Raw genomic sequence first — 19,844 nt, 5'->3', positions numbered from 1 at the left:
CGGCGGCTTGGGCAGAGGCGACAAGCATTTCAGCTGAAATTCTAAATAATCCGACCGTTTTGAATGATAATCAAGCGGAATTGGACAGGAATCCAGCCGATTTACTAAAATATCCAAAAATCCGCAACTAAAATCATGCAACAAAAAAAAGAACGAATTCTCACAAGAGAATTCGTTCTTTTCATTTATTAAACGTTCTATTGCTATAACTTGAAGGATTCATACCCCTAACGTCCAGCCAATGAAACACTTCGCCTGACAACACGAGTGGAACGCTGTGAAGATCTTCCAGACACCTGCACCCCAACGCACTCATCAGGAACTTAATATCCGTATGAATTTGATCCACTTCTTCAATAGTGTCCTTAAGTCCCGAGTCTAAAAGCTGCTTGAGAATGATGCCGGCCATTCCTACTGCAGATGCTCCCAATCCTAGAGACTTAACGATGTCTAAGCTATTTTGGATACCACCAGAAGCAAGAATGGGCTTCCTGGATGCTGCATGAGTTTCAGCAATCGAAATGGCAGTGGGTATACCCCAATCATCGAAGAATTCCAGCATTCGTTTTCTGCGTTGATTTTCGATTTTAGAGAAGTTCGTACCACCGAATCCACCCACATCAACGGCTGAAATATTCGAGTCGTACAAGGATTCAGCAGTCTCTTTACTGATACCAAAACCCGTTTCTTTCACTATCACTGGTACTGTAATACTTTCAGCAATTTCCTGTATTCTGTCCATAGCCCCTCTGAAGTCCCTGTCACCTTCCGGCATGGTCAACTCTTGTATGACATTTAAGTGGATTTGCAACGCATTGGCACTAATCATCTCTACGGCATCTTTTGCCTGTTGAACTGTTGCTTCACTTCCCAAGTTCCCAAAAACGATGCCATTTGGATTATGTTGACGAACGACTTCGTACGTTCTTCGTTCAGATGGATCTTTAAGTGCGGACATTTGAGATCCGACAGCGATGGCCAGACCTGTCTCCCGTGCAAGAATCGTTAATTCTTCATTGATTTTAGAAGTTGATTCCCCACCGCCTCCTGTCATAGCATTTATGAAAATTGGCGAACTCCAATTAAGTTCGCCAATCTCTGCCTGTAGATGAACTTCATCTACTGCTATATTCGGTAAGCTTTGGTGGACAAAAGTAACTTCATCAAAACCTGTTCTTCGTTGTTGACCAGTTGATAATGCGTAATTAATGTGGTCTTGCTTTCTTTTAGCTCTTGTCACTATTCATCACCATTACTTAAGATCTTTTAATTTGTCACCAATCATTTCACCTAATTGGAAGCCGGTATTTTCTTCAGGCATTTCGTAATCAGTCACTTCTTCCTCTTTTTCTTCAAGAGATTTGATGCTTAAAGATAGACGTTGATCATTCTCATTTACATCCAATACCTTCACTTGTACTTCTTGATTTTCCTGAAGGACTTCGTGCGGTGTACCGATATGCTTATGTGAAATTTGAGAGATGTGAACAAGACCTTCAACACCAGGTAGCACTTCTACAAATGCTCCATATGATACTAAGCGTTTAACCACTCCGTCAAGAACACTGCCTTTAGGTGCCTTCTCAGAAATATCACTCCAAGGTCCCGGCAGGGTTTCTTTAATGGATAAAGAAATACGTTCGTTGTCACGATCGACGCTTAGAACTTTGACCTGTACTTTTTGTCCTTCCGTTACTACGTCAGAAGGCTTTTCAACGTGTTCGTGAGAAAGTTGGGAGATATGCACCAATCCATCTACTCCACCAATGTCTACGAATGCCCCGAAATCGGTGATTCGCTGAACTGTACCTTCAAGAACAGCACCGGATTCAATATCCGTAAGTAGCTGCTTCTTCTGGTGTTGCTTTTCTGCTTCTACAACAGCCCGGTGTGATAGAATTAGACGATTTTTTTCCTGATCCAATTCAACGATCTTGAATGTCAACGTTTTATCCTTATAGTCAGAGAAATCTTCAACATAATAGTCCTCAACTAATGAAGCAGGAACAAATCCTCTGACTCCAAGGTCAACTACAAGACCGCCCTTCACAACATCCTTGACTTCTGCTTCAAAGATGTCGCCATTTTCAAAGCGAACCTTCATTTCTTCCCATGCTTTTTCAGCATCTACTTTTCGTTTAGAAAGAACAAGAAGTTCTTCTTCCACTTTTGTCACGATTAACTCAAGTACATCCCCTTCACTGACTACATCAGAAGCTTTTTCGATATGAAGGCTTGAGAGTTCACTAATTGGAATGATGCCATCCACTTTGCTATCTTGAACGTCGACTAAGACCTGTTTCTCTTCAACCTTAGTGACTGTTCCTTTAACTTTTTCACCGATTTCAAGATTTTTCACTTCAATTCCATTCATGTCTTCCATTATGTACTCCTCCTTAATCCATGACTGCAAAGATTTTGATAATTGCGAGACTTCGCAATTTAAAATATTCTTTCTACTAACTTCTAATAAATACTACTTTTTGTCAAGCGAGAAAGCTCATATTATTCATGTTCAAGTATTAGTTTTTCAATGTGCTGCATAATAATTTCAGTTGTTTTCTCTGCATTCAGTTTATGTTCTCGAATGCCCTCCATGGCAATAGGCGGCCCGAATACGACCTTTAATTTCCTGAAAGGCTTATAGGGTCCGATAATGGCACAAGGTACAACATAAGCATCGGAACGAAGAGCAAAGAAACCCGCTCCTGCCAATCCCTTACCTATTTTACCTGTCTTACTTCTAGTACCCTCTGGGAACAGTCCTAAAACATCTCCTTGTTTAAGGACCTGCAAACCTTTACGTAGAGCTTCCCGGTCACTCATTCCCCTTTTTACGGGAAATGCCCGTAAATCGGGTAATAGCTTACCTAATACCGGGACACTGAAAAGCTCTTCTTTAGCCATGAAAGAAACAGGTCTGGGAGCTGAAATCCCCACCACCGGGGGATCTAAGTTATCAATATGGTTGGTGCATAATAAGACTCCCCCCTCTTCGGGGAAATGCTCCAAACCTTTGACCTCAATGCGATAGAGAGGGGAAAGAATCGATTTTACGAGACCTTTAGCAAAGGAATATAAGTTCACATTAACCTTTCCTTTCTACTAACAGCATAATTTGATCCACTACTTCAGGGATGGAAAGTGAAGTTGTATCTATTTCAGTTGCGTCGTCCGCTTTCTTAAGTGGAGCCACTTCTCTTTCTGAATCGATCTTGTCACGGCGGGCAATTTCAACTTTTAATTGTTCCAGATCGGAAGGGAACCCTTTCGAAATATTTTCTTCATGTCTTCTTTGGGCTCTTTCATCTACACTTGCCAGTAAAAATACTTTTATTTCTGCGTCGGGAATAACATGGGTCCCGATATCTCTTCCGTCCATTACAACAGCACCTTGTTTAGCCAGCTGCTGCTGCCTGTTCACCATCTCTTCTCTGACTTGAGAATGGACGGCCACATGAGATACTGAATTGGTAACGGCAGCTTGACGGATTTCATCTGTCACATTTTCCCCGTCTACATACACAATTTGACCATCCTCAGTCGGTTCAAGCGTGATTTTTGTTTGAGTCAATAATTCCTTCAAGTCATTTTCATTATGCAAGTCTATATTCAGCTTCAAAGCTTTATATGTTAATGAGCGGTACATCGCCCCAGTATCAATATAAAGATAAGATAATTTCCCTGCTACAATTTTTGCCACTGTACTTTTCCCCGCAGCTGCAGGACCATCGATTGCAATTCTTAATTTCTTCAACTAATCCACCTACTTAATTTCCTAATAATTTTCTTACCTATTTTAACATAAATCTCACACCAGGTTGAAGGAATCTTTATTCAATAAAAAGAGCAGGCAATCACTCACCTGCTTTATCTGATAAGGTTTCGACTATTTCGCTGTACTCCATTTTTTCGACGCCTTCATAAAAAACGATCTTATTAAGCTCCGGAAGGATATTTAATTCATGGATAACAAATTGGACTGCTATTAATAAAATGAAATGTATGATGACTAATTTGATTAATATTCGCTCAACGGATTTAATTGTTCTCACCCTTTTCCTATTCATAGAAAAAGTATGTGTAAATTATGGAATTTTATTCAAGTAACCCTTTTTTTCGTAAGTTCAACTGTCTTTCAAAGCAATATCTTAAAATGAGCTGTCGTTGATTTTCAGTTAAATGAACAAATTCAATACTTGCAACTTTTTTGTGACCTTTTTCCCATATCCGAATAACTTTACCTTCTATTTCTACATACTGGTTCTCACCCGTTTGCATAGGCAAAACGATGGTCGTAGATATGTTAGAACCACTTTTCAGGTCCATTCCTTCTCTCACCAATACCGCGCATCCTCCTGCACTGATATCCTCTGTAATCGTTGGAAAATAACCCTCATTTATTTTTATTGAAATATCTGTGTTCGTTTCTACTCGCACAAACTGTCTTCTTTGGACCTTTTCTAAGCCTCCCTCACCTGGATAATGAATGTGGATCATCGGAATTTTGGATAGTTTGCGGCCCTTCACTTCAGTTTCAAACATAAGTACCGTCTGCTCATTAACGATGAAGCTTGCTTTAAGTTGTGTTCCATTTATTAAGAAAATGGCTTTCTCTGTTTTTGTATGAATAGGGTAATCGATATAAAGCCCTTCTTCCCCGATCTCAACGACCCGGCACCTATACCGTTCAAATGTATCATTATGTATGGGTTCCAACTGTAATGTGGTACCTGCTTTTATCATAGTACAATACTCCCACTTTCCCATTTTATGTATCTATATTATGGCATGACATTCCTCACCTTTCCATACATTTTTGAATCTCTATTCTGAATTTTTCTACATCTAAAGAATAGGGACGGACCTCCATATCGGAGGTCCGTCCCTCTAAAAAGATTAGACGACTTCTTCATAAATCGGTTCTGCTTTTCTGAGCTTCTCTACTTTTTCTTCTTCCCCAGTGTTTGCATTGATAAAAATTCTAAAGGTATCCTTACCCAGCATCCCTAAAAATTCGTAGCAGAGCACTTCTTCATTAAGATCATTCACAATTACCGCTTTGCGTTCTTCCATTACTTTTAGATTAGGGTTAGTCGCTTCTTTAGCCTGTGCTTGAGTAATGGACGGTTGTCCGATTTCTCTGTCATGATTATTCTTCAAATATTCTTCGGCAGCAAATCCAACGATTTGTCCATTATCCAATGCTACCTTAATTTTAACAGAGTCTGGATAAATCCTTACACCATCCAATGCTGTTACATAAGTGAAAATACCAATGTTGTCATACTGAGCACTTTCGAATAGTTCTAACTTTTCAAATTCGTTATCCTTCAGGAAGGCAGTCGCTTTCTCAGCCGCCTTATTTAAGCTGATTTTTGCTTTCTGGACTTCCCGATTGTTGATATACCAGATTGGATATCCACCTTTTTGAGTAATATCCATACTTGCATGGGTTTTACCCTTTTCAACCGTAACACTATAAAATTTATAGTCAGAGCCTTTTCCGCTCTTTGTTACTTTTGCATCAACCTTTTCGCTTATCCCGGAATATTTTCTTAAGATTGAAACAGCCTCATCCTTTGAAATCTCTTTCCCTTTAATCTTCTGAAAATTTTGGTCTTTCTTCTCAGTATTCACAAATGTTGTAGAACCAAAGTTTGCTTCATCATATCCGGAAACATTCTTTTCGACGGTTTTAAAGCCATCTATAATGGTGTTATCAGACTGTTCATTGCCTGACGCCAAAGCAAGCTCCACATCCATCCATCTCAGATTGTTCTCCATAACCAGATGTTGAACCTTTCTTAACTGATTCTGAATATCTGCACTTTGCTCATATAAATTTTCAAGTGATTTATATTCTTTATCCGTTAAAGGATTCTTATCTAAATCTCTCACTGCTACTCGGTAGCTGAAATCCCCAATATTACTTAGGAACTCTTCTGTTTTATTAAACGGCAGCAGTGTTAACGGAAGCTGCCCTACATCACTGTGCGCCTGAGAAGTTAATCTCCATATATCGGCAAGTGCCGGAGACAATGATTTCCTTGAATTCATGGCAAGAGTTGAACCTATTTTATCGTGAACCAGATCCACTTGATAAGTTAACTCATGGAACGCTCTTTGATAGTTATTTTCAGCATTGATTAATATCGCATTTTTTTCCTGATGCTCTTGGTATCCCCAGAATGCGGTTCCTGCAACACCAAGGACGAGCACCGTTATTAAAATGACACGTAGCAATGTAATTCACCTCTTTAACTACAGAATATGTGCTTTCCAATTTTCTTGATTTGTGGACGTGACCAAATCCACTTGCTTGTTGCTGTCACAGGGTTAAAGTAATAGAGAGCACTTGAAGAAGGATCCCAGCCGTTTATAGCGTCCAAAACCGCTTCTTTCGCTTGTTCATTTGGCGTTAACCATATCTGGCCGTCTGCTACCGCTGTAAAGGCACCAGGTTCAAAAATGACACCTGCGGCTGTATTCGGGAATGCAGAGCTGTCTATCCGATTGAGAATGACGGCTGCTACTGCAACTTGTCCCTCATAAGGTTCACCACGGGCTTCTCCATATACGGCATTTGCCATAAGTTGAATGTCGTTCTGTGAGAATCCATTAGGCGTGTTCACTGCCGTTGGCTTGGATGGAGTTGGTGCTTGCTTTGGAGCAGGTTTCTTCTGAGGAGCTGCTTTTCCACCGGATGTTCCGCCTTTAGCCCCGCCACCTCCAGGACCTTTTTGTTTATTCAAATCTGTTCCGCCATAATGACTGAAATTGTTGCCTTTTTCAATTTGCTCTTTAACAAATTGCTTGTTATACTTTGAGGCTTTGACCAATTTTTGTTTCGTTTTTGCACCTGCCAACCCATCAATGGGTAGTCCGAACTCATATTGAAAGTTTCTAAGAGCCCAATATGTGCCCCAACCGAATACTCCATCAATATCACCGTTATAGTACCCGATATATTGAAGTCTGGACTGAAGCTCGATTACATCTTCACCTGTTGCGCCATGTTGTATCACTTGATTCGTAAAAGCGTCTGCCTTCTCTCCTTCAGACGAAATCATAAAAAGAGAACACATAAGCACCATGACGGCTGAAGTAGAAATCAATTTGAAACGACTATTCATAATGCTTTAACCTCCATATCTTCAATTAACATTAACTCTAGTTTTTGTAGAGGCTCCCATTTTATACAAGTGAATAATAAAATTTAGAAAACAACATTGATATGACTCTGTAATGTCCCAGCAAAAGCTATGTAAAAAATCTGAGTTAAAATAGAATGAGGATTACTTCAAACAAATCCGCAATAAGAGGGGGAGGTCATGATGGAAGATTATTTAGCGAAGTCATTAGATGAGTGGAAAGAAGATATTTCAGAGGTGTTGGATCAGATTAATACTGACTATGAAGAGATTAAGAAGGAACTGAAGGTATATTCCTATAAATACGGCATTACAAAGCAAGTCATTCAATCAACCGTGAATGAGGAAATCATCGAAAATATTAGGGAAATGTATCATAAGCCTTTTGAAGAAAAGTACAATGAACTGAAGGAATACATACGCGAATTGGACGAAAAAAGAAAAGTGTTTCAAATGTTCGTGAATAAAATTGATGAAGTGAAACGGAAAGAGGCTCCTAAAACCGACCTTGCGGCTGCATATAAGTAGATATTTTATTAAACCGCCTTTCATTAGGCGGTTTTTTACGGGAGATTATACGGGATCTGAAAATGCAAAAAGACGCTTTACATAGAAAGCGTCCTTTTAAATAATTTCTTTTTCGAAATCAGTACCGGTGTATTTCTTTTCTGTTAATCGATGGGCACTTTTCACTTTCTTCAAACCAAGCCACCATAAGAAAAACATAAACGGTACCATGTAATAGATCCAGTTTTTCTCCGCTAAGAAGATGTAATTATATGTTCCGTGTAACAACAGGGGCACAGAAATCGCAATGAAAAGCCACTTATGCCTTTCTTCGCTGGAGGAAAACTTTGCTTTTCCTAAGTAATATCCCATAATGACACCGAACAACGCATGACTTGAAACAGGCAGAATCGCTCTTCCAAATGCATGTTCTACACCGTTTGCAACCAAATACAAAATATTTTCAATGGTCGCGAATCCAAGTGACACACTTGCACCATAAATAATGCCGTCGTATGGATCATTAAAATCAACATGTTGGAAAATCGCAAACATTAAAATAAACCATTTAAAGAATTCTTCTAAAAGCCCGGAAGATATGAAAGCCGTCGACCAATTAGAATCAATGATTCCTTCAACTTCTAACACATATTGTAAAAACATAATGGGAAATGTGATAAGGGCCCCATACATAAAGGTTTTGAACACTAGCGTAATAGGTTCTGCCTCATATTCATCCCGCAAATAAAAGTAACTTAGCAATGCTAATCCTGGTGCTATACCCGCTGATAAAATCACCAGCATAAAAAAGTCCTCTTTTCTTTCTGTTTTCTTAATCGTATCATGTTAATGTAGGAATGGAAACAGGAATTTATTTGGTTGGAGGAATGAACGATGAAGAAAGATATTTTGGTTATACATACAGGGGGTACCATCTCTATGATGGAAGACGAACAGACTGGAGCAGTCACTCCCGGAAAGGAAAATCCCCTTTCGGTACAGACATCTATCGTATCGAATTTAGCAAATCTGACGGTCTTAGAAGCATTTCATCTGCCTTCCCCCCATATTACACCAGAGCATATGCAGAAATTAAAAGAGATAATCGAAACGAAATATAGGGAAAAATCCTTTGACGGAGTCGTCATTACCCATGGAACAGATACGCTCGAAGAAACTGCCTACTTCCTGGATTTAACCCTTTCTCTTCCAGTCTCCCTTGTCGTTACAGGGGCAATGAGATCAAGTAATGAGATTGGAGCGGACGGTCTTTATAACCTCATTTCATCCGTTCGGGTAGCTGCTGATGACAAATCCAAGAACAAAGGGGTTTTAGTCGTTCTGAATGACGAAATTCACTCTGCTAAGAACGTGACCAAAACTCACACAAGCAATGTTTCCACCTTTCAAAGTCCACAATATGGACCAATCGGGATTGTAACTAAAAGAGGCGTTCTATTTCATCATCAGCCTACATCAAATGAGCATTATCAGGTATGTGACATATCCAAGAGGGTTACCCTGATCAAAGCATATGCGGGAATGGATTCAGGCTTATTAGTTGCCATAAGAGATTTACAGTTCGACGGAGTTGTAATCGAAGCATTAGGGCAAGGAAATCTACCTCCAGATACGGTAGATGGAATTAATGGACTTTTAGCTGCTAATATCCCGGTTGTATTGGTTTCGAGATGCTTTAATGGTATCGTTCAGGATATTTACGGCTATTCAGGAGGAGGGAAACAACTGAAAGAAAAAGGAGTGATCTTCTCGAATGGTCTTAATGGTCAAAAGGCAAGGATCAAGTTGATGGTGGCTCTGTCCCAAACCGATGACATTAAAGAATTAGAAACGATTTTTAAAAATTAAGGTTGACTCACCTTCAGAATCCTAAGTAATCATCACGAAAGAAAGAGGCTCACATCTGAGCCTCTTTCTTTTATCATTTATTTTGTTGTGTAATGGATTCAGCGATCAACCCGCCATGCAATCGACCATTTTCAATAAAGATTTCATTCGCATTGTTTCCCGCCGCAATGACACCTGCAATATAGATTCCTTCTATATTCGTTTCCATCGTTTCTTGATGAAAAGCAGGTCGTCCTGTATCATTGTCAATATTTATTCCCATTTTCGTCAGGAAGCTATGATCCGGGTGATAACCTGTCATTGCAAACACAAAGTCATTTTTGATTTCTTTCTTCTCACCATTTACTTTGTAGGTGACAGAGTCCTCTGTGATTTCCTCTACACACGCATAGAATTCCATCGTTACCTCACCATTTCTGACAAGCGCATCAAAGTTAGGGAGTATCCAGGGCTTAACACTTTTCGAGTACTCGCTTCCCCGGTATATGACAGTGACTCTTGCTCCTGCTTTATTCAATTCAAGTGCTGCATCAACCGCTGAATTCTTCCCTCCAATCACAACCACATCTGTATCAAAAAAGGGATGTGCTTCTTTAAAATAATGAAAGACTTTCTCTAATTTCTCTCCTGGAATCTCTAAATAATTGGGATGATCATAGTAACCGGTCGCAATCACGATGTATTTACTTTCATACGATCCCTTTGAGGTGGAAACGGAAAAGCGGCCGTCTTGCTTCTCCACCTTTTGAACTGTTTCGAATCGATTGATTCTTAATTCTTTCCGCTTCGCTACTTCACGATAATACACGAGTGCTTGATTCCGCCTTGGTTTGTGTTCTTCAATAACAAAAGGGACGTCACCAATCTCGAGCTTTTCACTTGATGAAAAAAACGTTTGATGAGTGGGATAGTGATATATGGCATTCACGATATTCCCTTTTTCAATGATTAAAGGATCGATTCCCTTTTCTTTTAAACTGATGGCAGCAGACAACCCACATGGTCCCCCACCTACAATAATGCATTCTTCCATTTTCAAATTCAGACACTCCTTCAAATTCCTCTATCTGAATGGTCATTTACTTTCGTTCACTTCAGATGTTAAAATATTTTCTACCCAATTATTATGTAATAAGTTTACGTATTGGTCAAAAGGAAGCACTCGAACCTCCTGATTTCCCGACAGTAATAGGATTTCTCATTTCTGCTGAAATTATTGTGATGCACCATTATTGAGAATAGAAAAAGGATGAGATGTCATTTATCTCATCCTTGACTTGAATTAAATCCAACCTCTGAACCGGCATGCTTCTGCCATCTTTCTTACCCCTACCATATATGCGGCAAGTCTCATATCGACTCTTCTGGATTGGGAAGTTTCGTATACATTATTAAAGGAGCTGACCAGGATCTTCTCCAATTTTTCTTCCACTTCTTCTTCAGACCAGTAATACCCCTGATTATTTTGTACCCATTCAAAGTAAGAAACCGTCACCCCACCCGATGATGCTAACACATCAGGAACCAGTAGGATCCCACGCTCTGTGAGGATTTTCGTTGCTTCCAACGTTGTCGGTCCGTTCGCTGCTTCTACCACAATGCTTGCTCTTATGTTGTGAGCATTCTTCTCTGTGATCTGATTCTCGATGGCTGCAGGCACGAGAATGTCACAGTCTAGCTCTAATAGTTCTTCATTTGTTATTGTATTATTAAATAATTTCGTAACGGTTCCAAAACTATCCCGTCGATCCAGCAAATAATCAATATCCAGGCCATCTTCGTCATGAAGTCCACCGTAGGCATCAGAAATCCCAATCACCTTTGCTCCTGCGTCATGCATAAACTTCGCAAGGAAGCTTCCTGCATTACCAAAGCCTTGAACGACTACTCTCGCCCCTTTAAGCTTTATTCCTTTTTTCTTGGCTGCTTCATGAATACAAATCGTCACTCCCTTCGCAGTCGCCGTTTCACGACCATGGGATCCCCCAAGCACCAATGGTTTCCCTGTAATAAATCCTGGAGAATTATACTCATCAATTCGACTGTATTCATCCATCATCCACGCCATGATTTGCGAGTTGGTAAAAACATCAGGAGCAGGAATATCTTTAGATGGTCCGACAATTTGGCTGATTGCGCGTACATAACCACGACTTAATCGCTCAAGCTCTCTAAATGACATATCCCGGGGATCACAAATGATGCCCCCTTTACCACCACCATACGGAAGGTCTACAATTCCACATTTCAAGCTCATCCATATGGAAAGGGCTTTGACTTCTTTTTCAGTTACATTCGGGTGAAATCGAATCCCACCTTTTGTTGGTCCAACTGCATCATTATGTTGAGCACGGTATCCCGTGAAAACTTTTACTTTACCATCATCCATCCGGACTGGTATTTTAACCGTTAACATTCGTACAGGTTCTTTTAATAACTCATATACTTCTTGTGAATATCCCAATTTATCAAGTGCAAGATGAATAACCGTTTGTGTAGATTTCAATACATCGTGTCGATCAGATGCTTGGTGATTTTCTTTCCCCTTATCGGCTACCATTTATGTAAACCTCCCAGTATACTTCACTGTTTAACGGAACCTCGTCCGCTTTCATGACATAGTATACACGTTTGAATTCTTCTTGCAAAGAAGGAAAATCAAAAAAAGAGGATTTTTTTGAAAACGCTGTCATAAACAAAAAGCGGAAGGGCTTTGCCCAGAGGCGACAAGCATAATGCGGTCCCACCGGAAAGGCGCTCTTTGCCTTTTTGGTGGGGCTGACTTATGACCTCGAGCCTCTAAGCCCTGGAGCTGGACATCGCGAAAAGCGGAAGGGCTTTGCCCAGAGGCGACAAGCATAAGTCAAGAAAAAGGAATGAGTCTTTCATTGCAAATACCACCTATAAAATATGTCGATTATCGGGGAACCGTCGATATATTGAAAAAACGGTTGATATAATGAAAATTAGGTTGATAAATCCACATCCCTCTCTCACCCTCGCCACTCACATCATAAAAACAAAAAACACTTCCAGGAATCACCCTAAAAGTGCAAAATAATGTCTATTTATCTTCTATATCAGAGTAAACCATATATCTAAAGGGGGTGAAGATCAGGTGCCACATATCATGAATATCATGATCAAAAATAAAACAGTATTTTATCAATGGAATCTTTTATTAATACAGCACGACCATACTCCATCAGGATATGTTTCGTAATCTTTGATTGCTGACCGTATTCAGCGCAAATAGCCTCCATGACCAAGCTATCGTATTCCAAAAGATTTTCAATAAGTAAGTAATAGTTTTTTTCATAATAATAAATGCTTAATTGTATGAGGCGGTTGTTCACTTTGTTCAATTCGTTAATGCGTTTAAGGAGGTCCAGAACATCCTCGAAATCATCAAAGTAAACGAGCACATCATGATCATTCATGGACTTCATGATTCCACTTTCGTCTTCCCAATCAGAAAAGTCATCTTCTGACTCTAATGTGAGGATCATACAGATTTCCTGATCATCAAATGACTCAATTTCCACGGTGATTTCCATTTGTGTTTCTATCCCGAACTTCCCCTGAACTTCATCTAACATGTCTTCAAAAAGATCATGCCACATATAGGAATCTTTCCATTGGTCTTGTTCAAATAAGCCTTTTTGCTCTAATTCTTCCACACTAATGGAAAATTTTATTTTGTTGTCAGAAATTCTTTCAAGCTTCATCTTCGTACCCCCTAGAGTGTGACGATTTATCACCATACTATGTAAGGGGCAGAAAACAGTGCATAATCCAATTATAATTTACTTTTCAGCCATAGTTCCCAATCAGATTTGGATTGTCCGACAATGTGTTCCTTAAATTTCTCTTTCTTGTCATTTGGGAGATGGTCTACAGCAAAACCGCCTATTCCAATTTCCAGGCCATCCCGCTCACTCTTTAATGAAGTAACGAGTGACAACAGATTGTCTACATTTTCCCTTAAGGTGCAGGAGAAGAATAAGAACTTAGGATCAACTTCGTCAAGAACGATGTCGATATCATTTTCTTTAATGCTGGAGCCTAAATAGATTACTTCAAATCCTTTTCTTCTTACATAAAGCGTAAAGATTAGCAATCCCAATTCATGCCATTCTTCAGGTCCGCAAACTGCTACTACTTTAGGTAAGATTCCGTTGTGTGGAAAAGAGTGCATGATGATACCGATACGGGATCTAAGTATCGATGTTGCAAAATGCTCGTGAGCCGTCGTGATTTTCCCGTTCTCCCACAGGTCTCCAATTTTAACCAGCAAGCTGCCCAGAATATCAATCACCACTTTATCAATTGTGTAAACAGCAAACGACTGGTTGATTAATTCATGAGCTTTTGTTTCATCAAAGCTTAAGAGTGCTTTCAACAAATCATCTGAAATGCTCTGGGTGCGGTCCTTTCGTTCAGAGGATGCAATCTCATTTTCTTCCAGTTCTTGTTTATCAAGTAACGCAACAGCCTGACTAATGGTGAATCCCTGATCGACTTTTTCAACCAGCCATTTTAATATATTTAAATGTTGTTCTGTGTACAAACGATGACCTGATTCATTACGTACAGGAGCAATTATCTGATATCTTCTCTCCCATGCCCTTAATGTACCTGGTTGTATTCCTAAGATTGTGGACACAGCTTTTATATTGTATTTGCCTGCTAACTTCTTGTCATTGCTCATAAATAGTCCCCCAAAGTAATTCTCTTCTCTCTAAAATTATAATCGAGAAACTGCAGTGTGTAAAATTTGTACAGGTAATGAACAACAAATGTTCATTTTATTCCTTTTCGATTTTCAGTAAATGTGTCTCTGCCGGAGCTCCCAAGCGTAATGGGAGCGCTGTTGTCCCATAGCCGTTACTTACTAATAGGGTGGTCTGTGGGAGCTTTTCAAGTCTTCCTTTTTTATACAATCCCCACCCAAACAATCGAATTTGCCCACCGTGTGTATGGCCACTCAACATCAAGTCAATCCCCTCTTCTTTACGCACCTGTCTCACAAGCCTCGGGTCATGACTGATCAAAATATTAAATTCATACGGCATTGTTTTATTTAGGGAAGAAGAGTAAGAAGCTCTCTGCGTACTCGCATCGTCCACTCCGATCAGGTTAATCTTCCCTTTATGAATAGGCACACTTACTGAATCATTTACGATTTCAATGATTCCCTTTTGTTTAAATATATCCTTCAGCCTGTTCGTACTCACTTCATGATCATTATTGCCCCAAACAAAATAAACCGTACCCAGAGTCAATAGTTTATCTAAATTTTGCTCAACTCTTGAGTATGGCACTCCTTTTTCCAAAAGATCCCCGCCAATGATGACAAAATCGGCTTTCCCTTTCACATCATCAATTATTCCGTCTGACACTTCCCGCTTATGTATGTCAGATATAAAAAAGATGGTAATCGTGCCAATATCATGAGGAAGGGCATGTAGCTTTACCTTCTCCATTTTCACAACATTTCTACGTGCTTCATATAACATAAAAAAGAGGAGACTGACTCCCCCTACTAATAAAAACATACTGAATTCAAGCATTGTGGCCTCCTTGTCGGTGGAAATCTATAGAAATAATACCATAAAAGATGGATAAGAAGGAAAAAATCATTGTTTGCCACATTCCAAAACTGCTCAACAAATAGATGATGCCAATATGAAACGGGATGAAGACTAACTCTTTATGTAGTTTACCATTCATTAATCTTAGAATAGAAAATATTTCGAATTTCAATAGATTCCCTTGAACCATTATTCCGACCATGAAGGCCATCATTGCCGCAAAGAACGGCACTGGATTTAAGACTAACTCAACAATGAACTCAGAGCTATTCAGCAATTGTGCCGCCGGAAACCATTTAATGAACAGATACCCCAATAGAAACGTGATAATCAGTTTAACCGTATGATTGATCAAAAAAATCCCTCCCATAAATCTTATGAGAGGGATTTTTTTTCATACAGGGTTTCAGTCAATTATTCATCTTCATGAATATCAAGAATACGGAATCCTGATTTCTCCAGCTTATTGAGGAATTTATCCATATTGTCCTTCTTTTCGACCTTTAGTACGATACGTCGTAATAATTTATCAGTTTCATCAAAGGTAACCAGGGAGATGACCGATTCCGAGTACTGCTGGACAATATCTCCAAGACGGGCAATCCGCCCTTCTGTTTCCACAGAAGAAAAGGCGATTCGTACTCCCTTTTGATCCATACCAAATGCACTTCTGAATTGATCAAGTACATCAAAGCGGGTAATCAACCCAAGGAACTTTTTGTCTGGCCCGACGACTGGAAGAATCGGAGAATCCTTCAATTCGACCAGTGCATTTTCGAATACATCTTTGTCGGTTATATATTTGTCGGTATCGGCAATAATATCACGAACCTTTTTTTCCTTAAGAAAGGCTTCTTTATCCATTCCTGAAAGGAAGAAGCTCTGATAAATATTGTAGCGTGTTGCCACCCCTTTATATTCATCATTCGAGAGTACCGGCACCCCATCGATCTTATGATGCTCCAGTACGGTAAGGGTCTTTTCAATCGAGTCATTTTCATCTACCACATAGCATTTGTGCTTCGGTATCATGGCACTTTTTACAAACATTTGACCACCTCATCATTAATTTCCTACATCTTTAGTATTCAACATTTTCACAAAGTTTCCCTTCATATTTATGAATATAAATTAATTAACATGTTCTAATTATCTATTTCATATGTTGTTACGAAGGATTTTCTTTAAAGGAGGGATTATCGTGCACGAGTTTTACAAAGCTTATTACCCATATGTCAGCCCATTCGATCCGTGTAAGCCAATTACCCGGAAAGTCTATTCAACGCCCCCTAATCTTTACTTGGGGTTTCAACCTCCCAACCTGGAGCAATATTCACCAAAAGAAGCATTACAAAAAGGTACTCTATGGAAAGTGTTTTATGATCCCTACTATAGTCCGTATGAAAAGATGAAGGGAGAATAGACTGACATGAAACAGCTTCCCCCCCATTATTATGAAGTGCTGGAAGAGTTACAAGCTGTAGATTTCGTGATTCTTGACCTTACCCTTTACCTTGATACACACCCTGAAGATTATGATGCAATCTCTCAATATAATATGTATATCAAAACCCGAAAACAAATTAAGAAGAAATTCGAGAAGGAATTTGGTCCTTTGACAAACTTTGGATATAGCTACTCCAATTACCCATGGGATTGGAAGGATGCCCCTTGGCCATGGCAAGTTTAATAATTTAGGAGGTGCATGAAAATGTGGGTGTACGAGAAAAAACTTCAATATCCGGTCAGAGTAAGTACATGCAATCCTAAACTGGCAAAATTTCTGATTGAACAATACGGCGGTGCTGATGGGGAACTTGCCGCTGCCCTAAGATATCTCAATCAACGCTATACAATCCCTGACAAAGTCATCGGATTATTAACGGATATTGGCACGGAAGAGTTTGCTCACTTGGAAATGATCGCGACAATGGTTTATAAATTAATTAAAGATGCAACTCCCCAGCAGATGAAGGACGCTGGACTTGACCCTCATTATGTTAATCATGATGGAGCAATCTTCTATCACAATGCTGCAGGTGTGCCGTTTACTACAGCGTATATAGCGGCTAAAGGTGATCCGATTGCTGATTTATATGAGGATATAGCAGCTGAAGAGAAAGCAAGGGCTACCTATCAGTGGATCATTAATATGAGTGACGATCCTGATCTGAATGATGGTTTAAGATTTTTAAGGGAGCGCGAAATCATCCACTCCCAACGCTTCCGTGAAGCAGTCGAAATACTTAAGGATGAAAGAGATAAAAAGGTATTTTTTTAATGCATGGGAACTTGGCTCATTTCTTCGTACAAAAAAAGAGATGGGCCTATTCTTTGTATTTCGTTTATTAATACTTACGCTAACTCTCACTTACTTCCGTGAAATAGATTAATGTCCCATTCTTTTTTCATTTTTTCATACACATGATGTCTTTTTTTCCACGCTTCCTCTTTCCATAAATCTTTACTTCGATCGATGACCTCACACCTTAATGCATGATATTCTTTTTCCTTCTTCTCCTTTTTCTCATATAAGATTCTTGTAGCACCGAAAAGCCCGACAAGAAGCATGGTGATAAATAGATGAAAAGAGCTGGAAACAAATACAGAAAACATTGCTGCAAAAGAATAAGAATATGGTCCAAGCACAAATTTCGTCACATAATAGAGAAAAAAGAAGGAAGCAAACATGGTTGCCCATAAGGTATAGAGGTGTAACGCTTTGGCTTTATCAAATTTTTGTTTTTTGTCTATTAAATTATGTAGCATCTGTCCAGTGGCTTGATCTGTCCATTCTCCAAAGTCCATCCCCACCCACTCCTTTCCTTCCCTTATAGTTTATGAACTTGTCCATAAAGTTAGAATAGCAGAATAAAAAAAGGATCTCTCTCAGATCCTTTACGCATATCGGTTTCTTCACCCTGACATCTGATTCCGATTGGGAAGAAAACTGACTTCATGAAATTCAGTTATAAGTTGATCAAAGATGCAATCCCAGGATTGTTTTTCAGCCATTTGAAGAGCATTTTTTTTCATTTCAGTCAGGAGGTTTCCATTTAATATCTCTTCAATATGATGAATAAACGAAGAATATTGATGAGCTTTCGCTATCCTTCCTGTTTGATTATGCTCTACGATGTTTGTCACACCGCCTTTATCAGCCACTACCGCCGGCAAACCGGAGGCAAATGCTTCTAATACTACATTTCCAAACGTCTCTGAAGCAGATGGGAAGACGAATAGGTCAGAGGATGCATACACTTCCGCTAATTCGTTTCCTGTTACATAACCCGTAAAGAGTACATCTTCGTTTTTGGTTTTTTCCATAAGCTCATTCCTCATCGGTCCATCGCCGACGATCACCCATTGAACTTGATCTTTTAATGTTTGAGGAAGATATTTTATCGCCTTTTCGAGTGTGTCCAAGTCCTTTTCAGGAGCTAAACGCCCCACATAAAGAAGAGTGTATTTCTTGTTTTTATTAAATTTTCTCCTTAGTTCAAGACTGCGCTTTTTCGGAGAATAGGTTTGACAATCCACTCCCCTGCTCCATATGGATAAGTCGGTAAAACCTTGGTTTTCTAAATGAAGTTTCGTTTCAATTGATGGGACAAAAATTCGATCTGCCTGTGAATAAAACCATTTCATGTATTTCCATAATAATGGTGCCACCCACATCATTTTGTAATAATTCAAATACAAATCAAAATGGGTGTGGTAAGAGGCAGCCAATGGGATATTCATTTTCTTTGCACCGCGGATCCCGTATAGTCCCATTGTAAGAGGTGTGGTTACATGAATCAGTGTAGGTGAAAAATCTTTCAACTGTTTTTCAATCGTTTTCGGGTTGGCAATAGCTGTTCTGCATTCAGGATAGAAGAAAAAAGGAAAACTTGTAAAGGAATGTACATTTGGATAGGACTCTTTTTTGTCTTGAAGATCAGGAGCAAATACTTTGTACTCAACTCCCCTTTTCTCATAGTGATTCGTCAATCTTTTTAACGTTCTCGCGACCCCATTCACTTGAGGATAATAAGTATCCGAAAACAATGCCACTCTCATGTACTTTTCCCCCTTTATGATTGCCTTTTAATACGTAAAATTTCATACGTCTATCCCATAAACAAAAGGACTAATAAAGACGTAGCAAATGCAAGAAATGCCCCGGCCAATACATCTGAAGGATAATGGACTCCGAGCACCACTCTGGAGTACCCCACTAACCAACTTAAAGGAAAAAGGATAAAAATCGTGTATGGATACTGAATCATAAAGGGAATCGATATGGAAAAAATGGCGGTTGAATGACCAGACGGAAATGAATGATCCTTAAATTCATAGCCGTGTATCATTGCATCGGGTAATGTTAGATAAGGTCGGATACGTTTAACCAATTTCTTGGTGATCGACATAATAATATGACTGATACATAACGTTATCATGGCGGCCCCTACCGTTCTTTTCATCTGCGGAAAATATTGACTCACGAAAAACAGGATCAGGACGGAGGCCACAGTAAACCTCGCTCCACCCAAATGAGTAATATATCCGAAGAATGAACGATACAGCTGCTTGCTTCCATTGATTCTGTAAAACAACAGGTCATCTACTTTTCGAAAGCGCGTGAGCATTCTGTCCATGAAACCAACTCCTTTTCTTTTAGTGCTGTCACCTCCATTATATTTACGGTTTGTAATGCTTCTTATAAATGAATGTAAAT

24 protein-coding genes are annotated in these 19,844 nt (G+C 39.4%); 5 read left to right on the top strand and 19 right to left on the bottom strand.

Translation table 11 applies throughout. From position 1 onward, the window contains the following. Positions 1-181: 181 nt before the first annotated feature. The 8 genes from fni to sleB form a co-directional block, all read right to left on the bottom strand. Positions 182-1,240 (bottom strand): type 2 isopentenyl-diphosphate Delta-isomerase, encoded by a 1,059-nt coding sequence (fni, locus tag ACQKFO_RS02320; protein WP_427596674.1) that lies wholly within the window; start codon positions 1,238-1,240, stop codon positions 182-184. Between the two features lie 12 nt (positions 1,241-1,252). After that, positions 1,253-2,386 (bottom strand): 30S ribosomal protein S1, encoded by a 1,134-nt coding sequence (gene rpsA, locus ACQKFO_RS02315; RefSeq protein ID WP_427597777.1) that lies wholly within the window; start codon positions 2,384-2,386, stop codon positions 1,253-1,255. A 119-nt stretch (positions 2,387-2,505) separates the two neighbouring features. Beyond that, on the bottom strand, positions 2,506-3,087 hold the full coding sequence (locus tag ACQKFO_RS02310; protein WP_427596673.1) for a lysophospholipid acyltransferase family protein: 582 nt from the start codon (positions 3,085-3,087) through the stop codon (positions 2,506-2,508). A 1-nt stretch (position 3,088) separates the two neighbouring features. Beyond that, complete coding sequence (gene cmk, locus ACQKFO_RS02305; RefSeq protein ID WP_427596672.1) at positions 3,089-3,757, bottom strand: (d)CMP kinase; 669 nt, start codon at positions 3,755-3,757, stop codon at positions 3,089-3,091. Between the two features lie 100 nt (positions 3,758-3,857). Continuing rightward, entirely contained in the window at positions 3,858-4,055 is a 198-nt protein-coding gene (locus ACQKFO_RS02300) for a YpfB family protein (protein WP_427596671.1), read from the bottom strand. 43 nt (positions 4,056-4,098) lie between these two features. After that, a complete protein-coding gene (locus tag ACQKFO_RS02295; RefSeq protein WP_427596670.1) occupies positions 4,099-4,746 on the bottom strand; it encodes a flagellar brake protein in 648 nt (215 codons plus the stop codon). A gap of 153 nt (positions 4,747-4,899) precedes the next feature. Further along, positions 4,900-6,246 carry a germination protein YpeB gene (gene ypeB / locus ACQKFO_RS02290; protein ID WP_427596669.1) on the bottom strand — a complete coding sequence of 449 codons (1,347 nt, stop codon included), beginning with the start codon at positions 6,244-6,246 and terminating at the stop codon, positions 4,900-4,902. A gap of 14 nt (positions 6,247-6,260) precedes the next feature. Then, positions 6,261-7,097: a spore cortex-lytic enzyme gene (sleB, locus tag ACQKFO_RS02285; RefSeq protein WP_427597776.1), complete on the bottom strand. Its 837-nt coding sequence runs from the start codon at positions 7,095-7,097 to the stop codon at positions 6,261-6,263. Positions 7,098-7,337: 240 nt separating this feature from the next. On the opposite strand from sleB, the gene ACQKFO_RS02280 reads away from it, so the two are divergent. Then, a complete protein-coding gene (locus ACQKFO_RS02280; protein ID WP_148970017.1) occupies positions 7,338-7,682 on the top strand; it encodes a hypothetical protein in 345 nt (114 codons plus the stop codon). A gap of 96 nt (positions 7,683-7,778) precedes the next feature. Here the strand turns inward: ACQKFO_RS02280 and prsW are convergent, their stop codons facing one another. Further along, positions 7,779-8,465, bottom strand: coding sequence for a glutamic-type intramembrane protease PrsW (prsW, locus tag ACQKFO_RS02275; RefSeq protein WP_324744363.1), 687 nt, complete (start codon positions 8,463-8,465; stop codon positions 7,779-7,781). 90 nt (positions 8,466-8,555) lie between these two features. On the opposite strand from prsW, the gene ACQKFO_RS02270 reads away from it, so the two are divergent. Continuing rightward, complete coding sequence (locus ACQKFO_RS02270; RefSeq protein WP_427596668.1) at positions 8,556-9,530, top strand: asparaginase; 975 nt, start codon at positions 8,556-8,558, stop codon at positions 9,528-9,530. A gap of 73 nt (positions 9,531-9,603) precedes the next feature. Here the strand turns inward: ACQKFO_RS02270 and ACQKFO_RS02265 are convergent, their stop codons facing one another. The 7 genes from ACQKFO_RS02265 to ACQKFO_RS02235 all read right to left on the bottom strand — a co-directional run bounded on the left by ACQKFO_RS02265 (position 9,604) and on the right by ACQKFO_RS02235 (position 16,174). Next, the gene (locus ACQKFO_RS02265) at positions 9,604-10,563 is read right to left on the bottom strand and encodes a YpdA family putative bacillithiol disulfide reductase (protein ID WP_427597774.1); all 960 of its coding nucleotides are present in this window, start codon (positions 10,561-10,563) and stop codon (positions 9,604-9,606) included. Between the two features lie 249 nt (positions 10,564-10,812). Next, positions 10,813-12,090: a Glu/Leu/Phe/Val family dehydrogenase gene (locus ACQKFO_RS02260; RefSeq protein WP_148995569.1), complete on the bottom strand. Its 1,278-nt coding sequence runs from the start codon at positions 12,088-12,090 to the stop codon at positions 10,813-10,815. Between the two features lie 583 nt (positions 12,091-12,673). Further along, the gene (locus tag ACQKFO_RS02255) at positions 12,674-13,258 is read right to left on the bottom strand and encodes an adaptor protein MecA (RefSeq protein WP_427596667.1); all 585 of its coding nucleotides are present in this window, start codon (positions 13,256-13,258) and stop codon (positions 12,674-12,676) included. Between the two features lie 71 nt (positions 13,259-13,329). Then, a complete protein-coding gene (locus tag ACQKFO_RS02250; RefSeq protein ID WP_427596666.1) occupies positions 13,330-14,241 on the bottom strand; it encodes a MerR family transcriptional regulator in 912 nt (303 codons plus the stop codon). A gap of 97 nt (positions 14,242-14,338) precedes the next feature. Continuing rightward, a complete protein-coding gene (locus ACQKFO_RS02245) occupies positions 14,339-15,103 on the bottom strand; it encodes a metallophosphoesterase (protein ID WP_427596665.1) in 765 nt (254 codons plus the stop codon). Continuing rightward, positions 15,096-15,479, bottom strand: coding sequence for a hypothetical protein (locus tag ACQKFO_RS02240; RefSeq protein WP_427596664.1), 384 nt, complete (start codon positions 15,477-15,479; stop codon positions 15,096-15,098). The genes ACQKFO_RS02245 and ACQKFO_RS02240 overlap by 8 nt, the downstream gene beginning before the upstream one ends. 59 nt (positions 15,480-15,538) lie before the next feature. Continuing rightward, entirely contained in the window at positions 15,539-16,174 is a 636-nt protein-coding gene (locus tag ACQKFO_RS02235) for a CBS domain-containing protein (RefSeq protein WP_427596663.1), read from the bottom strand. Between the two features lie 151 nt (positions 16,175-16,325). On the opposite strand from ACQKFO_RS02235, the gene ACQKFO_RS02230 reads away from it, so the two are divergent. The 3 genes from ACQKFO_RS02230 to ACQKFO_RS02220 are packed head-to-tail and all read left to right on the top strand — an operon-like array spanning position 16,326 to position 17,405. After that, entirely contained in the window at positions 16,326-16,547 is a 222-nt protein-coding gene (locus ACQKFO_RS02230; RefSeq protein ID WP_044340146.1) for a spore coat associated protein CotJA, read from the top strand. A gap of 6 nt (positions 16,548-16,553) precedes the next feature. Continuing rightward, positions 16,554-16,814, top strand: coding sequence for a spore coat protein CotJB (locus tag ACQKFO_RS02225; RefSeq protein WP_113967646.1), 261 nt, complete (start codon positions 16,554-16,556; stop codon positions 16,812-16,814). Between the two features lie 21 nt (positions 16,815-16,835). Continuing rightward, on the top strand, positions 16,836-17,405 hold the full coding sequence (locus ACQKFO_RS02220) for a manganese catalase family protein (protein WP_427597773.1): 570 nt from the start codon (positions 16,836-16,838) through the stop codon (positions 17,403-17,405). Positions 17,406-17,491: 86 nt separating this feature from the next. On the opposite strand, the gene ACQKFO_RS02215 is transcribed toward ACQKFO_RS02220, so the two are convergent. From ACQKFO_RS02215 to ACQKFO_RS02205, 3 genes are all read right to left on the bottom strand, one after another. Then, entirely contained in the window at positions 17,492-17,932 is a 441-nt protein-coding gene (locus ACQKFO_RS02215; RefSeq protein ID WP_427596662.1) for a DUF2663 family protein, read from the bottom strand. 108 nt (positions 17,933-18,040) lie between these two features. Then, positions 18,041-19,186, bottom strand: a complete 1,146-nt coding sequence (locus tag ACQKFO_RS02210) for a glycosyltransferase family 4 protein (protein WP_427596661.1) — start codon at positions 19,184-19,186, stop codon at positions 18,041-18,043. A 50-nt stretch (positions 19,187-19,236) separates the two neighbouring features. Continuing rightward, on the bottom strand, positions 19,237-19,764 hold the full coding sequence (locus ACQKFO_RS02205) for a phosphatase PAP2 family protein (RefSeq protein WP_427596660.1): 528 nt from the start codon (positions 19,762-19,764) through the stop codon (positions 19,237-19,239). Positions 19,765-19,844: the final 80 nt, after the last annotated feature.

Source organism: Rossellomorea sp. NPDC071047 (assembly GCF_050270195.1).
Taxonomy (GTDB): domain Bacteria; phylum Bacillota; class Bacilli; order Bacillales; family Bacillaceae_B; genus Rossellomorea.
The sequence above is the reverse complement of the archived record's forward strand: the minus strand, read 5'-3'. Positions and strand labels throughout refer to the sequence as shown.

What these genes read in the sequence shown, in the direction of transcription:
- ACQKFO_RS02270 (WP_427596668.1), top strand. Translation starts at nt 8,556, where the DNA reads ATGAAGAAAGATATTTTGGTTATACATACAGGGGGTACCATCTCTATG.
- ACQKFO_RS02250 (WP_427596666.1), bottom strand. Translation starts at nt 14,241, where the DNA reads ATGAGCAATGACAAGAAGTTAGCAGGCAAATACAATATAAAAGCTGTG.
- ACQKFO_RS02245 (WP_427596665.1), bottom strand. Translation starts at nt 15,103, where the DNA reads ATGCTTGAATTCAGTATGTTTTTATTAGTAGGGGGAGTCAGTCTCCTC.
- ACQKFO_RS02255 (WP_427596667.1), bottom strand. Translation starts at nt 13,258, where the DNA reads ATGAAGCTTGAAAGAATTTCTGACAACAAAATAAAATTTTCCATTAGT.
- ACQKFO_RS02235 (WP_427596663.1), bottom strand. Translation starts at nt 16,174, where the DNA reads ATGTTTGTAAAAAGTGCCATGATACCGAAGCACAAATGCTATGTGGTA.
- ACQKFO_RS02225 (WP_113967646.1), top strand. Translation starts at nt 16,554, where the DNA reads ATGAAACAGCTTCCCCCCCATTATTATGAAGTGCTGGAAGAGTTACAA.
- sleB (WP_427597776.1), bottom strand. Translation starts at nt 7,097, where the DNA reads ATGGTGCTTATGTGTTCTCTTTTTATGATTTCGTCTGAAGGAGAGAAG.
- prsW (WP_324744363.1), bottom strand. Translation starts at nt 8,465, where the DNA reads ATGCTGGTGATTTTATCAGCGGGTATAGCACCAGGATTAGCATTGCTA.
- ACQKFO_RS02205 (WP_427596660.1), bottom strand. Translation starts at nt 19,764, where the DNA reads ATGGACAGAATGCTCACGCGCTTTCGAAAAGTAGATGACCTGTTGTTT.
- ACQKFO_RS02265 (WP_427597774.1), bottom strand. Translation starts at nt 10,563, where the DNA reads ATGGAAGAATGCATTATTGTAGGTGGGGGACCATGTGGGTTGTCTGCT.
- ACQKFO_RS02210 (WP_427596661.1), bottom strand. Translation starts at nt 19,186, where the DNA reads ATGAGAGTGGCATTGTTTTCGGATACTTATTATCCTCAAGTGAATGGG.
- ACQKFO_RS02295 (WP_427596670.1), bottom strand. Translation starts at nt 4,746, where the DNA reads ATGATAAAAGCAGGTACCACATTACAGTTGGAACCCATACATAATGAT.
- ACQKFO_RS02215 (WP_427596662.1), bottom strand. Translation starts at nt 17,932, where the DNA reads ATGGACTTTGGAGAATGGACAGATCAAGCCACTGGACAGATGCTACAT.
- ACQKFO_RS02260 (WP_148995569.1), bottom strand. Translation starts at nt 12,090, where the DNA reads ATGGTAGCCGATAAGGGGAAAGAAAATCACCAAGCATCTGATCGACAC.
- ACQKFO_RS02280 (WP_148970017.1), top strand. Translation starts at nt 7,338, where the DNA reads ATGGAAGATTATTTAGCGAAGTCATTAGATGAGTGGAAAGAAGATATT.
- ACQKFO_RS02220 (WP_427597773.1), top strand. Translation starts at nt 16,836, where the DNA reads ATGTGGGTGTACGAGAAAAAACTTCAATATCCGGTCAGAGTAAGTACA.